Source organism: Stenotrophomonas sp. 22DLJC03 (assembly GCF_056861405.1).
Window position 1 is genome coordinate 1,154,988 of record NZ_JBSPUG010000001.1, and the last position, 13,400, is coordinate 1,168,387.

At 68.4% G+C, this 13,400-nt stretch carries 10 protein-coding genes; 5 read left to right on the forward strand and 5 right to left on the reverse strand.

Going from position 1 to position 13,400, the window contains the following annotated elements:
• The first annotated feature begins 80 nt into the window (after positions 1–80).
• Complete coding sequence (locus AC13GA_RS05315) at positions 81–575, forward strand: GFA family protein (RefSeq protein ID WP_046983113.1); 495 nt, start codon at positions 81–83, stop codon at positions 573–575.
• Between the two features lie 94 nt (positions 576–669).
• The gene (gene rlmB / locus AC13GA_RS05320) at positions 670–1,413 is read left to right on the forward strand and encodes a 23S rRNA (guanosine(2251)-2'-O)-methyltransferase RlmB (protein ID WP_012510538.1); all 744 of its coding nucleotides are present in this window, start codon (positions 670–672) and stop codon (positions 1,411–1,413) included.
• Between the two features lie 159 nt (positions 1,414–1,572).
• Here rlmB and AC13GA_RS05325 read toward each other — a convergent pair whose 3' ends face one another.
• Genes AC13GA_RS05325 through AC13GA_RS05335 form a run of 3 tightly spaced genes read right to left on the reverse strand, consistent with a single transcriptional unit; the run spans position 1,573 to position 6,205 of the window.
• Positions 1,573–3,012 carry a TolC family protein gene (locus AC13GA_RS05325; RefSeq protein WP_482997658.1) on the reverse strand — a complete coding sequence of 480 codons (1,440 nt, stop codon included), beginning with the start codon at positions 3,010–3,012 and terminating at the stop codon, positions 1,573–1,575.
• Positions 3,009–4,967, reverse strand: coding sequence for a MacB family efflux pump subunit (locus AC13GA_RS05330; protein WP_337301992.1), 1,959 nt, complete (start codon positions 4,965–4,967; stop codon positions 3,009–3,011). Before AC13GA_RS05330 ends, AC13GA_RS05325 begins: the two co-directional genes overlap by 4 nt.
• Positions 4,964–6,205 carry an efflux RND transporter periplasmic adaptor subunit gene (locus AC13GA_RS05335; RefSeq protein ID WP_482997659.1) on the reverse strand — a complete coding sequence of 414 codons (1,242 nt, stop codon included), beginning with the start codon at positions 6,203–6,205 and terminating at the stop codon, positions 4,964–4,966. The genes AC13GA_RS05330 and AC13GA_RS05335 overlap by 4 nt, the downstream gene beginning before the upstream one ends.
• 204 nt (positions 6,206–6,409) lie before the next feature.
• On the opposite strand from AC13GA_RS05335, the gene AC13GA_RS05340 reads away from it, so the two are divergent.
• From AC13GA_RS05340 to AC13GA_RS05350, 3 genes are all read left to right on the forward strand, one after another.
• Positions 6,410–7,138 carry a response regulator gene (locus tag AC13GA_RS05340; protein ID WP_004151313.1) on the forward strand — a complete coding sequence of 243 codons (729 nt, stop codon included), beginning with the start codon at positions 6,410–6,412 and terminating at the stop codon, positions 7,136–7,138.
• Between the two features lie 6 nt (positions 7,139–7,144).
• The gene (locus AC13GA_RS05345) at positions 7,145–8,554 is read left to right on the forward strand and encodes an ATP-binding protein (protein ID WP_046983109.1); all 1,410 of its coding nucleotides are present in this window, start codon (positions 7,145–7,147) and stop codon (positions 8,552–8,554) included.
• Positions 8,555–8,731: 177 nt separating this feature from the next.
• On the forward strand, positions 8,732–11,758 hold the full coding sequence (locus tag AC13GA_RS05350; protein ID WP_482997660.1) for a two-component regulator propeller domain-containing protein: 3,027 nt from the start codon (positions 8,732–8,734) through the stop codon (positions 11,756–11,758).
• A gap of 285 nt (positions 11,759–12,043) precedes the next feature.
• Here AC13GA_RS05350 and rnt read toward each other — a convergent pair whose 3' ends face one another.
• Together rnt and AC13GA_RS05360 are read right to left on the reverse strand one after the other, a co-directional pair.
• Positions 12,044–12,694, reverse strand: a complete 651-nt coding sequence (gene rnt / locus AC13GA_RS05355) for a ribonuclease T (RefSeq protein WP_004151343.1) — start codon at positions 12,692–12,694, stop codon at positions 12,044–12,046.
• A 169-nt stretch (positions 12,695–12,863) separates the two neighbouring features.
• Complete coding sequence (locus AC13GA_RS05360; protein ID WP_295378366.1) at positions 12,864–13,385, reverse strand: HvfX family Cu-binding RiPP maturation protein; 522 nt, start codon at positions 13,383–13,385, stop codon at positions 12,864–12,866.
• Positions 13,386–13,400 lie beyond the last annotated feature (15 nt).

A 13,400-nucleotide genomic window follows, 5' to 3' on the forward strand; every position in this document is an offset into this window, starting at 1 on the left:
GTGTGCCGACCAACGGTCGGCACCTACCTCACCTGGTAGGTGCCAACCTTGGTGGGCACGACGTTACGGAGGAACCCACCATGCAGGGCCAACCCGAATACAGCGGCGGCTGCCAGTGTGGCGCGATCCGCTTCCAGGCGCGCGGTGAACTGACCGACAGTTCGATCTGCCATTGCCGGATGTGCCAGAAGGCGTTTGGTGCCTACTACGCGCCGCTGGTCTCGGTGCGCGGCGTGCAGTTCAGCTGGACCCGCGGGCAGCCGCGCTATTTCCAGTCGTCCAACGTGGTGCGGCGTGGCTTCTGCGCCGACTGCGGTACCCCGTTGACCTATGAAGCCCCCGACGGCGTGGCCGTGGCCGCTGGTGCCTTTGACCAACCCGAACGCCTGCCGCCGACGATCCAGTACGGGGTGGAGCGCAAGCTGGGGTTCGTCGACAGCCTGTCCAGCCTGCCGGCGCGGCGCACGGAGGAGGACATCGCGGCCTTGGAATTCCTGGCCACGATCGTGTCCCACCAGCACCCCGACCACGACACCCCGCACTGGCCGCCACGCAGCCGCTCCGCCGAAGGCTGAGCGGCGGGTAGCGCCGGGCCGTGCCCGGCGAGCGCGCAGCGCGGTCGGCGCCGATGCTCTACCATAGCCACCCCCTATCCGGTTCGGCCCCCGCATGAGCAAGAACAGCCAGTGGATCGTCGGCGTCAACGCCGTCGCCTCCTCCATCGAGAACGACGCCGAGAACGTCCGCGAAGTGCTGGTCGAGGCCGGTGCAAAGAACCCGCGGCTGACCGAGATCGAGGAAAACGCCCGCCGCAAGGGCATCGACGTGCGCAAGGTCAACAGCCAGGCGCTGGACGGCGTGGGCGGTTCGGTACGCCACCAGGGCGTGGCCGCACGCTATGCCGCGGCCCGCACCTACAGTGAGAACGAGCTGGAAGGCTTGGTCACGGCCGCCGAAGGCAAGGCCCTGCTGCTGGTGCTGGACGAGGTGCAGGACCCGCACAATCTCGGCGCGTGCCTGCGTTCGGCTGCCGCGGCCGGCGCCACCGCGGTGATCATTCCCAAGGACAAGTCGGCCTCGGTGAATGCCACGGTGCGCAAGACCTCGGCCGGTGCCGCCGACCTCATTCCGGTGGTGGCGGTGACCAACCTGTCGCGCTGCCTGAAGGACCTGCAGAAGCAGGGTGTGTGGATCTACGGCCTGGCCGGTGAAGCCACCGCCTCGTTGTACCAGCTGGACCTGAAGGGCAACATCGCGCTGGTGTTGGGCGGCGAAGCCGACGGCCTGCGCCGCCTGACCCGCGAGAACTGCGATGGCCTGGTCAAGATCCCGATGCCGGGTGAGATCGAGAGCCTGAACGTCTCCGTCGCCGCCGGCGTCAGCCTGTTCGAGGCCGTGCGCCAGCGCGGTTGATCGGCTTTCCGGTAGCGCCGGGCCATGCCCGGCGGATTGCTTCGCCGGGCATGGCCCGGCGCTACCGGCGATCCGATTCACGCATGGCGTGGATCGGCCGTGTCGACCAAGGTCGGCACCTACCGGTAGTCGCCAACCTTGGTTGGCGCTCCCGCCGCCTTACCCCGCGCTGCCGCCCAGTGCCTTGAACAACGTCACGTCGTTGTTCAGCTGGCCCTGGCGCACACGCGCCAGCGACAGCTCGGCGTCGCGCCGGGTCTGCTGTGCTTCCAGCCAGGTGCGCAGGTCGGTGGCGCCCACGCGGTAGCGCACTTCCTGCGCGCGTTCAACTTCCACCGCTTCGTCGTACGAGGCCTGCGAGGCCGCGACCTGGCGGACCAGCTGCTCGCGTGCCGAGAGTGCGTTGTCCACTTCAGAGAGCGCGGTGTACAGCGTCTTGCGGAAATTGGTTGCAGCAATCTGGTACGTGGCGCCGGCGATATCGGTATCCAGCTGTGCGCGCTGCAGGTTGAGGAACGGCAGCGACAGGCCGGCGCCCAGGGTGGCCACCGGGTTGCGCAGCACGTCACCCAGCGAGGTCGCACTGGAGCCAAGGCTGCCAGTGAGGCTCAGCGCCGGGTAGTACTGGGTGGCGGTGACCTTGATGGTCTTCAGGCTGTTGCGCAGCCGCAGTTCGGCCGCGCGCAGGTCGGGACGGCGGCCAAGCAGGTCGGTCGGCAGGCCCTCGGCAATGCTTGGGCTGCGAGCGCCGAGCAGGTCCTGCGGTTCGTCCTGCTGCGGCCACGGCGTGCCGTCCAGCAGGACCGTCAGCGCATTGCGCACTTCCACACGCTGCTGTTCCAGTGCGCTCTGCGAGGCCCGCTGCGACTGCAGGTTCTGCAGCGCCTGGCGCACTTCCAGGCGCGACACCGCACCGGCGTCGAAGCGTGCCTGCACCAGTTCCCGGGTACGCTCCAGCCGCTCCAGGTTGGCCTGGCCGGTGGCGATCGACTGGTTGAGATAGGCCAGCGTCCAGTACTGGGTGATGCTGTCGCCGATTACCAGCAGCGCGGTGTTCTGGCGGTCTTCCTCACTGGCCTCGGCTTCCCAGCGGGCAATGTCGCGCTGGGTGCGCAGGCGGCCCCACAGGTCGACCTCCCAGCCCAGCGACACGCCGGTGGAATAGCTGCGGCGCCAGTCGTCGGTCTGGTCGGTGGCGCGGCTGGCGCTGCCGCTTACGCCCGAGGACGAGGGCTGCGGCCACAGCGCGTTGCTGGCCAGGCCGGCCTGCAGGCGCGAACGCTGGACGGCCAGACCGGCAGCGGCCAGGTCGCTGTTGGCGGCCAGCGCCTGTGCCACCAGGCGGTCCAGGCGCTCATCGCCGAAGCCGGTCCACCAGGTGTCCTGGCGGATGTCGCGACCGGGGGTATCCAGGCTGCTGCGTGGCTCATCGGCCGGTGCGTTGAGGCTGGCATCGCCACGCCCATAGGCAGCCGCCACGCTGGGGTCTGCCACCGGATAGCGGCCCATCGATGCGCAGCCGGACAGGGCGAGCAGTACGGCGCCCACCAGCAGCAGGCGCGAGGGAGCAGGGAAGGGAAGTCGGGTCATCATCTTCATTCGCGGGCCAGGGCCTCCACCGGGTCGAGCTGCGCGGCATTGCGCGCGGGCAGGAAGCCGAACGCCACGCCGATCAGGGTCGAGCAGGCGAACGCGGCCACGATCGAGGCGGTGGAGAACAGCACCTGGAAGTCGCTGGCGAAACGGCCGATCATCGAGCCCAGCAGCAGGGCCAGGCCGATACCGAGCAGGCCACCGAGCAGGCACACCAGCACCGCTTCGATCAGGAACTGCTGGCGGATATCACTCTGCCGTGCACCGACGGCCATGCGTACCCCGATCTCGCGGGTACGTTCGGTCACCGACACCAGCATGATGTTCATCACGCCGATGCCGCCCACCAGCAGCGCGATGGCAGCGATGGCGCCGATCAGCAGCGTCATCGTGCGCGTGGTCTGCTCGATGGTCTGGCGGATCTCGGCGCTGTTGCTGAGGAAGAAGTCCTCGGTGCCATGGCGCATCGTCAACAGGCGGGTGATCGCCTCCTGCGCCGCATCCATCGGCGTGGCGTCGTCCACGCGCACGGTGATGCTGGACACGTGGCTCTGGCCGAGCATGCGCGACATCACCGTGGTGTAGGGCAGCCACACGCTCAGGCTGGTGCTGCCGCCGAACCCGAAGCTCTGGCGCTTGGCCACGCCGACCACGCGCGCCGGCACGTTGCCGAGCAGGATCACCTGGCCGATCGGGTCGGTATCGGGGAAGAACTGGGTCTGGGTGTTCTCGTCGATCACTGCGACCTGGCCGAGGCCCTTCACCGCGTCACTGTCGAAGAAGCTGCCACTGAGCAGGGTCACACCCTTGACCCGGAAGAACTGCTCGCCAACGCCGCTGACCTGCGCGGTGGAGGACTGGTTGCGGTAACGCGCGGTGACCGAGGTCGATACGCTGGGCGTGGAGCTGTCGACGTAGCTCTGCCGGGCCAGCGCATCGGCATCACTGGCCTTGAGCGTCTGTACGCGGGCCGAGCGCATGTCGCCGAACCCGCGGCCGGGGTAGACGTCGATGGTATTGGTACCCAACGCACTGATGTTCTGCAGGATCTGCTGCTGCGAACCGTTGCCCAGCGCCACCACCGAGACCACCGAGGCGATGCCGATGATGATGCCGAGCATGGTCAGGAAGGTGCGCAGGCGGTGTGCGTTCATCGCCAGCAGCGCCATGCGGAACGCTTCGGTGAAGCGGTCGCGGGCGGCGCGCCAGCTGTTGCCGCGGGCGACGCCGGTGCTGGCCTCGCGCTGCGCGCGGTAGGTCGGCGCGTTCGGGTTGGCGCGGTCGGCAATGATCTCGCCGTCGCGGATCTCGATGATGCGCTGCGCGTGCTCGGCCACGCTCATGTCATGGGTGACGATGATGATGGTGTGGCCTTCGGCGTGCAGCTCGCCGAGGATCGCCATCACTTCCTCGCCCGATTTCGTGTCGAGCGCACCGGTCGGTTCGTCGGCCAGGATCACCTCGCCGCCGTTCATCAGGGCGCGCGCGATCGACACGCGCTGCTGCTGGCCACCGGACAGCTGGCCCGGCTTGTGATGCATGCGGTCACTCAGGCCCAACCGCTGCAGCAGCTGCTCGGCACGCGCGTTGCGCACCGGGCCGGGGCTGCCGGCATACACCGCCGGCACCTCCACGTTGCCACGCGCATCGAGGTCGCCCAGCAGGTGATAGCGCTGGAAGATGAAGCCAAAATGCTCGCGGCGCAGTTCGGCCAGCTCGTCCGGTTCCATCTTCCCGGTTTCGCGGCCGGCCACCTGGTAGCTGCCACGAGTGGGGCGGTCGAGGCAGCCGAGGATGTTCATCAGCGTCGACTTGCCCGAGCCGGATTGGCCGACAATGGCCACCATCTCACCGGCGTGGATGTCGAGATTGACGTCGCGCAGCACGGCGATCACATCGTCGCCGGCCGGGAATTCGCGTCGCAGGTCGCGCAGGCGCAGCAGCGGCGCCATCGTGCTCATCGGCGCCCCATGCCCGGGCCGCCGACCCGCATCTGCATGCCGCCGCGGTTGCCGCCACTGGCGCTGGCACCGGCCGCACCGGCTTCGCCGACCACCACGCGCTCGCCTTCCTTCAATCCGGACAGGATCTCGGCCGAGGCGCCGTTGTTGATGCCGACGGTGACCTTGCGCGGCTGCGGCTGGCCGTTGCCATCCAGCACCCGCACCATGCGCTCGTCGCCACGACGCTTCGGCCCCAGTGCAACCGCCGGCACCATCAGTACGCCCTTGGCCTGCCTCAGCAGCACCGAGACCTGCGCAGTCATGTCGATGCGCAGGGTGCCATCCGGATTCTCCACGTCGAACAGTGCGTTGTAGTAGACCGCGCTGCTGGAACTGGAGCTGGACGAGCTGCTGGAACTGGACGAACTCTCGTTGGCGATCGAGGCCGGCGCCGGATTGATCTGGCGCAGCGTGGCGTGGTACTTGCGGTCCGGATCGCCCAGCGTGGTGAAGTACACCGGCATGCCGGCCTTGATCTTGACCACGTCGGCTTCAGAAATTTCGGCATTGACGGTGACCACGTCCAGCCGCGCCAGCATGACGATGGTCGGTGCGGTCTGGTTGGCGTTCACGGTGCGGCCTTCCTCGGCCACCACCGCCACCACGGTGCCATCCATCGGCGCAGTGATGCGGGTGTAGGCCAGGTTGGCGCGGGCGGTGCCCAGCTCGGTCTCGCGGCCCTTGATCTGTGCCTCGTAGGACTGCAGCTGGGCACGTGCGGTCTTCAGCTGTGCTTCGGCGGCATCGTATTCCTGGCGCGAGGTGGCCTCGGCGGCCAGCATCTGCTGCTGGCGCGTGAATTCCAGTTCGGCCTGGCGCAGGGTGGCCTGCTGCACGGCGCGCTGGGCGGTGACCTGGTCCAGCGAGGCCTGCGCATTGAGCACCTGGTTCTGCTGGGTGGTGGCGTCGATCTCGGCGATCAGGTCGCCTTCCTTCACGGTATCGCCCAGCTGCACCTTCAGCGATTTGATCTGGCCCGACGCCTGCGCACCGACGCTGACCAGCTTGTAGGCGTCGATCACGCCGGTGGCCTCCACCGTCTGCTCGATGTCACCACGGCTGACCGGGGTGGCGGCGACCGCCGGGGCGGCGGGCTTGCGCAGCAGCCACCAGGCGGCCACGGCGACGATCAGGGCGAGCAGGGCGATCAGTATCAGGCGACCCCGGCGGGTCGCTGGCAACAGGCGGAACGTCACGTCGTGGCTTCACTCTCGGGGCCGCGGTGGCGGCGTTGGGGGGCATTGTGAAGACCGGGCGATGGACGGCTCAATCCTCAGGGTATGTCTCTATGTAACACTGTCGGTGAATACGCGTAACCACAGGTATCCCGCCCATGGCTGGATACACTGGTACGCATTGCCCCGGATGCGGTTCAGCTGCCGACACGGGATGATCGCGACATGGAGACTGAAAACCCGATGCATCGACTGCTGATCGTCGACGACGACAACGACATCCGCACCCTGCTGGCCGAGCAGCTCGGCCGTGCCGGCTACCAGGTGAGCACCGCGGCCGATGGCACCGCCATGCGGCAGCTGCTGGACCGTGAGCATGTGGACCTGATCGTGCTCGACCTCAACCTGCCCCGCGAAGATGGCCTGACCCTGTGCCGCGACCTGCGCGCGCGTTCGAACACGCCGGTGATCATGCTGACCGCACGCGCCGAGCCGATCGATCGCGTGCTGGGCCTGGAAATGGGCGCCGACGACTACCTGGCCAAGCCGTTCGAACCACGCGAGCTGCTGGCGCGGATCCGCAACGTGCTGCGCCGGACCGAGGCGCTGCCGGCCAACCTTGAGCCGCTGGCGGTGCGCCGCGCGCGCTTCTCGCGCTGGGTGTTCGATCTGGAACATCGTCACCTGGTGGACCCGGATGACCGCGTGGTGGTGCTGTCCGGCGCCGAATTCCGCCTGCTGCGGGTGTTCATCGCGCATGCCAACAAGGTGCTGTCGCGCGAGCAGCTGGTCGCGCTCAGCAGTGGCCGCAACTACGAGGCGCAGGACCGTGCGATCGACCTGCAGGTCAGCCGCCTGCGCAACAAGCTCGGTGATGACGGCGGCCCGGACGGGCTGATCAAGACCGTGCGCAACGAAGGCTACGTGCTGGCCTCGGCCGTCAACCTGGAATAAGCCGCGATGAAGCGCCTGCGCCACTTCATGTCCTCGATGGTCGGGCGCTTGTTCGTGATCCTGCTGCTGGGCATGAGCGTGGCCGCGATCGGCGCGACCATGCTGGCCACCTCCAAGCGCCAGCAGGAATTCGAGCGGCAGAACCTGAACCGCATCGCCGACCGCCTGCAGGGCTACGTCAACCTGCTCGATGGCAACCCCGAACTGCGCGAGCGCCTGCTCGAGATTGGCGGGCCGAGCGTGCGTGCGCTGCAACCGGGTGCACGCCTGGGGCGGGCCGATACCGCGTTGATGGAAGTGCTGGATGACCGGCCGGGCCCGGTGTCGCGTGCACACGTGCACTTCGCCTCGTTCCGCTCCTGCATTCCCAAGCTGCAGGACCTGTTGCCGCCACCACCGCCCGGGCACCGCAAGCGTCCGCGCGAGCGTGATCCGGCGTTCATCCCGCCCAAGTGCCGCGCGGTGGACGTGACCCTCAACGACGGCACGCTGCTGAAGCTGGCGCTGGATTCGCCGGCGGTGGCGCACAACGGCATTCTCGCCGTCGACCCGTGGTTCCTGACCCTGCTGGTGCTGGCGATTGCCGTACTGGCGTACATCGTCGCGCGCATGGCCAGCGCACCGCTGCAGGAACTGGCGGCGGCGGCCGAAGATCTTGGCGACGACCTGCAGCGCGATCCGCTGCCCCTGCGCGGTCCGCGTGAAGTGCAGCGCGCTGCCGAGGCCTTCAATGCCATGCAGCACCGCCTGCAGCGGCACCTGGCCGAACGCACGCAGATGCTGGCGGCGATCACCCATGACCTGCAGACGCCTCTGACCCGGCTGCGCCTGCGCCTGGAGAACGTCAGTGACGAGACCCTGCGCGAACGCCTGATTGGTGACCTGGCGGCGATGCAGGCGCTGGTGCGCGAAGGCCTGGAGCTGGCCCGCAGTGCGGAAAGTGCCGAGCAGCGCGCCGCGCTCGATCTGGACTCGCTGCTGGAAAGCATCGTCGAAGACACGGCCGAGGGCGGTGGCGATGTGGTCTTCGAAGGCGGCAGCGGGGCGGTGCTGATGCTGCGTCCGCTGGCCATGCACCGCTTGTTCTCCAACCTGGTAGACAACGCGGTGATGTATGCCTACCGGGTGCGGGTACGGGTCGAGCGCAGTGGTGGCGCCATCACCGTGGTGGTGGCCGATGATGGCCCCGGCCTGGCCGAAGATCAGCTGGAGGCGGTATTCGACCCCTTCGTTCGGGTGGAGACCTCGCGTTCGCGCGAGACTGGCGGTGCCGGGCTGGGCCTGACCATCGCCCGCGCCCTGGCCGAAAAGGATGGTGCTCGCCTGTGGCTGCGCAACCGTGCCGAAGGTGGGCTGGAAGCGGTGGTGCAGTGGCCGGCCAGCGCGCAGGTGACGCCACCGGGGCGCGGCGGCTGACTATCGCCGTCCCCGAGCGGTGACGCCGGGGGCGGGGTTTCGCCTATCATCTGCGTACTTCCCCAGTTCCTCTTCAATGAGCCAGCCCGTACCCGCCGGCATGCCGTACCGCGTTGCCCGGCCGTTCCCGCACGCTGCCAGGCCTGGCAGCCGCACCTGGCCACCGCCGCTGCGCTGATGGGCGGACAGGGGGACAACGGGCGCTGGGTGGAGCGCTGTGGCACGGAATTCGGTCGGGCATTGCGGCAGGGCCTGCTGTGTCTGCTGCTGATGCTGTCCCTGCCGGCGGTGGCGCAGGAGGGCGCACCGCCGCTGCGCGACTACGCCATCGATGTATGGACCTCGCGCAACGGCTTGCCACACAACTCGCTCCGGGACATCGCGCAGACCCCTGAAGGCCACCTGTGGTTTGCCACCTGGGAAGGCCTGGTGCGTTACAACGGCCTGGATTTCACCGTGTTCGACCGCAGTACCCGACCGGGACTGCGCGACAACGGCATCGGCGCGCTGCTGGTCGACCGCCAGGGCGGATTGTGGATCAGTGATTCACGCGGCAACGTCAGCCATCGCGGCAGCGACGGCCAGTGGCGGGTCTGGGAGCATCAGGCTGATACCCCCCAGGTGCTGATCCAGTCCATGCAGATGGACAGCCAGGGGCGGCTGTGGCTGTTGTACGAGGGCAAGGGCATCGGCTACCTGGCCGCGGACAAGGGCATTGTCTATCAGGCGCCGGCGGCTGACCTGCCGTTGGCGATGAGCTTTACCAAGCTGGTGGTCGACGCACAGGACCGGGTCTGGATCGGCACACTCGACGGGCTGGTGCTGCGCGACAACGATGGCGTGCTCAAGCGTGCGCCGGCGGCCTGGGGACTGGGCGCCGGCAGTGGCCTGTCATGGCCGTACCGGGCGCCGGATGGCGCGTTGTGGATCGTCGCCGGCGAGCGCCTGTACCGCGTGGAGGACGATCAACTGGTGCTGGTGCATCGCCTGCCGGGCCAGTTGCATCTGACCTCGATGCTGCAGGACCGCCATGGCGACCTGTGGCTGGGCACCGAGAACCAGGGGCTGCTGCGCATCTCCTCACATGGCCTGGAGCGGTTGCCGGCTGGCCTGAACCTGCCGGGCGGACGCGTGGTCAGCCTGCGCGAGGATGCCGAGGGCAGCATCTGGGTGGGTGCCAACGGCGGCTTGTACCGCCTGCGCGAAACGCTGTTCAGCAGCTACACCGAGCGCGACGGGCTCAGTGGCGACTACGTGCGCACTGTGTTCGAGGATCGCGACCGCCAGCTGTGGGTGGGCAGTGCCAGCGGCCTGGACCTGCAGGCGGCGGACGGTCGCTTTCGCGCGGTGCCGCTGCACAACCGCGGTGGCAAGGCGCCGTCTGTCCTGAGTCTGGCGCAGGGCCCGGATGGCGATCTGTGGGTCGGCACCTTCGGCGATGGCGTTTACCGGCTGGGCCGCGACGGCCGCCTGCGCCACACCTACGCAGCGTCCGACGGCATGCCTGGCGGCAACATCCGTGCTATCAGCGTCGACCTGCAGGGCGTGGTCTGGGCCGGCACGCAGAAGGGGGTGGTACGCATCGACGGCGACCGTGTGCAGGTATCAAGCGTGCCGGGCATGCCAGCTGGCCTGATCACCGCGCTCGAGCATGACCACCAGGGCAATCTGTGGATCGGCACCATCGAAGGCATCCGCGTGCTGCGCGGCGATCGCGTGCAGTCGATCGACCTTGCACCGTTGGGCGGTGGCCGCAGCGTGTTCGGTTTCCACCAGCTGGGCGATGCGATGTGGATCAGCAGCGACCGCGGCCTGTACCGCTGGCAGCACGGAACGCTGGCGCGGGTCGGGCTGGAGCAGGGCATGCCGGTGGACGCGGTGTTCCAGCTGGTGCCGGACCGCCTGGGCAACGTCTGGATCAGCAGCAACCGCGGCGTGCTGCGCACCGACATGGCCACGCTCAATGCGGTTGCCGACGGGCGCGCGCCGCGGGTGGTGGTGGAGCGCTACAACGAGATCGATGGCATGGCCAACGCGCAGGCCAACGGCAGCTCCAGCCCATCGGCGATCCTGCGCCAGGACGGCACGTTCTGGGTGGTCACCGCTGGTGGCCTGAGTACGGTGGATCCGCAGCGCCTGCAGCGTTTCCGCGAACGCCCCTCGCCACCGGCAGCGATCGAAAGCGTGCAGGTGGATGGCGCGCCGGTGCACTGGGAAGGCCCCGAGCGCAACTACATCCCCGGCGGGCGCCGGCTGGCGGTGAGCTATGTCGGCCTGAGCTACCTCATGTCCGATCGCATCCGCTACCGCACCCGGCTGGACGGACTGGATGCCGGCTGGGTCGAGCGCGGCCCGCAGCGCAGTGTCGAATTCGTTGGCCTGCCGCCGGGTGATTACACCCTGCATGTGGCGGCGGCGCATCCAGGCGGCAGCTGGGCGCAGCAGGAAGCAGTGTGGAGCTTCACCGTGGAGCCGTTCTGGTGGCAGCGACGCAGCGTGCAGGCACTGGGAGGCCTGCTGCTGCTGGCCGCGCTGGTGGCGTTGTACCGGTTGCTGCTGCAGCAGCTGAAGGCCAGCAACCTGCGCCTGGCGCGGCGTGTGGACGAGGCCACTTTCGACCTGCAGGCCAAGACCGTGCACCTGCAGGCGCTGAACCAGGAAAAGACCGAATTGGCCGAACGGTTGGCGCGGCAGGCCGAGGCCTTCGAGCGCCAGGCGCGCGAAGACGCGCTGACCGGCTTGGCCAACCGTCGTGCCTTTGATGAAACCCTGGCGCGCGATTTCGCCCGCTCGCAGCGCAGTGGCCATCCGCTGTGCCTGGTGGTGCTCGACATCGACCACTTCAAGGACGTCAACGACCGCCACAGCCACAGCATCGGCGATGCGGTGCTGGTGCAGGTGGCAACGGTGATCGCCGCCGCCTGCCGTGACTCGGACCTGCCGGCGCGAACCGGCGGCGAAGAATTCGCGCTGCTGCTCAACGACACCCGCCTGGAAGAAGCCGCACAGCTGTGCGCACGCCTGCGCGGCCTGTTCCACGACCATTCCGACTGGGCTGGCGTGGACGGCCTGCGCGTGACCTTCAGCGCAGGCCTGGTGGAGCTGGATGCCGACGACCGCACCCCGGCGCTGCTGTACCAGCGCGCCGACCGCGCGTTGTACCGTGCGAAGAGTGACGGCCGGGATCGCACGAGCATCGGTTGATCCAATGCAAAGCATCCACGCATGGCGTGGATCTACTGGCATTGCCGTACCAACAGTCGGCACCCATCGAGCGCAGCGACCCGCTGTTGCTCCCGCTTTTCTGATCTTCCCGTGGCGCCCGGGAAACTGTCAAAGGCCGGGCAGGGTGGGTTCGCGGGGGTATCCGCGCCATGGATGGCGCGGCTAAGCCCCCAAGGATGGGTTTACGGCGTCCCCCGCGAATCCATCCTGCCCGGCCTCACCCGCAATGCCGATTCGCCACGAGGGGCTCCGCCGTTGGCTGCTTCACCGCGGCCAGGCGTTGGCGATCGTGCAGAACAGCCGCGCCGTCTGCTCGGTGTCGTACACCGCGCTGTGCGCCTCGTTCGCATCCCAGCCCAATCCGGCGGCATTGGCCGCACGTGCCAGCACCGTCTGCCCGTAGGCAATACCGGCCAGCGTCACCGTATCGAACACGCTGAACGGATGGAACGGATTGCGCTTGTGGCCGGTGCGCGCCACGGCGGCATTGACGAAGCCGAGGTCGAAATGCGCGTTGTGGCCGACCAGGATCGCGCGCTGGCAACCGTATTTCTTCATGGCCGCGCGTACCGGGGTGAAGATGTGGTCCAGTGCCGCCTTCTCTTCCTTCGCCAGCCGGAACGGGTGGTCGAGGATGATGCCGGTCACTTCCAGCGACTTCGGATCGATCTCCAGGCCCTCGGCCGGCACCACGTGGGCACTGGCGGTCTGGCCCGGGTAGAGCAGGCCGTTCTCGTCCATCTCGATCGGCACGGCGGCGATTTCCAGCAGCGCGTTGCGCTGGCTGTCGAAGCCGCCGGTTTCCACGTCCACCACCACCGGCAGGAAGCCGCGGAAGCGTTGTGACATCGCGCGCTGCGCCTGGGGGACTGCGGAATCGGGAGCGGCGGCAGGTGCGGGGGTGGGGTCAGTCATGCGTGAATTCTAGCAGAGCGACCCTGAGCGCCCGGCTGGCCCGTGGTGCACGGGATGCCTGGGTGGGGGTGTGTCGACCCAGGTCGACACCTACCGGTGCACCACACGCTCGGGATCCCGGTAGGTGCCAACCTTGGTTGGCGCACGGTGCGCCGACCAGGGTTGGCGATTACCGGACTGCGGGCCGCGCCGTCGTGGCCGAGGGAGACCACCGCGCCAACCACGCATCCACGCTCAGCCTGCCGGCACCGGTGAAGATCAGCGGCAGCAGCATGGCCATGAACAGCACCGGCAGCTTGAAGTTGCCGAAGCCCTGGTCGCTGATCGCATAGCCCATGGCGAGGTCGGCCAGCGAGTTCCATTCCATCGGCCAGTGCACCGCATAGGTGGCCACCACGGTCAGCACCAGCAGGCTGGCGGCAGCGAAACGGGTGCCGAACCCGAACAGCAGGCAGGCCGCGCCGATCAGTTCGAACCAGGTCGCCAGCTGCCAGTTCAGCGCGGCCGGCAGCTGGTCGAACGGGAACGGGAAGGCGTCCTGCAGGTCGGCGAACCAGTTCTGGCCGTGCAGTTTCTCGCGGCCGGATTCGAAGTATTCCCAAGCCAGCAGCAGGCGCAGGCCGAGCGGGGCCAGCCAGGGGGCGAGACGGTCCAGCTGGCCGCGCGCGGCGGCCAGGGTCGGAAGGTTCATCAGGGGCTCCGTGGG

Bases quoted from the DNA above. Each gene is read 5' to 3' on its own strand.
- AC13GA_RS05350 (WP_482997660.1), top strand. From the start codon at position 8,732: ATGGGCGGACAGGGGGACAACGGGCGCTGGGTGGAGCGCTGTGGCACG.
- AC13GA_RS05325 (WP_482997658.1), bottom strand. From the start codon at position 3,012: ATGAAGATGATGACCCGACTTCCCTTCCCTGCTCCCTCGCGCCTGCTG.
- AC13GA_RS05345 (WP_046983109.1), top strand. From the start codon at position 7,145: ATGAAGCGCCTGCGCCACTTCATGTCCTCGATGGTCGGGCGCTTGTTC.
- AC13GA_RS05330 (WP_337301992.1), bottom strand. From the start codon at position 4,967: ATGAGCACGATGGCGCCGCTGCTGCGCCTGCGCGACCTGCGACGCGAA.
- AC13GA_RS05360 (WP_295378366.1), bottom strand. From the start codon at position 13,385: ATGAACCTTCCGACCCTGGCCGCCGCGCGCGGCCAGCTGGACCGTCTC.
- rnt (WP_004151343.1), bottom strand. From the start codon at position 12,694: ATGACTGACCCCACCCCCGCACCTGCCGCCGCTCCCGATTCCGCAGTC.
- rlmB (WP_012510538.1), top strand. From the start codon at position 670: ATGAGCAAGAACAGCCAGTGGATCGTCGGCGTCAACGCCGTCGCCTCC.
- AC13GA_RS05315 (WP_046983113.1), top strand. From the start codon at position 81: ATGCAGGGCCAACCCGAATACAGCGGCGGCTGCCAGTGTGGCGCGATC.
- AC13GA_RS05340 (WP_004151313.1), top strand. From the start codon at position 6,410: ATGGAGACTGAAAACCCGATGCATCGACTGCTGATCGTCGACGACGAC.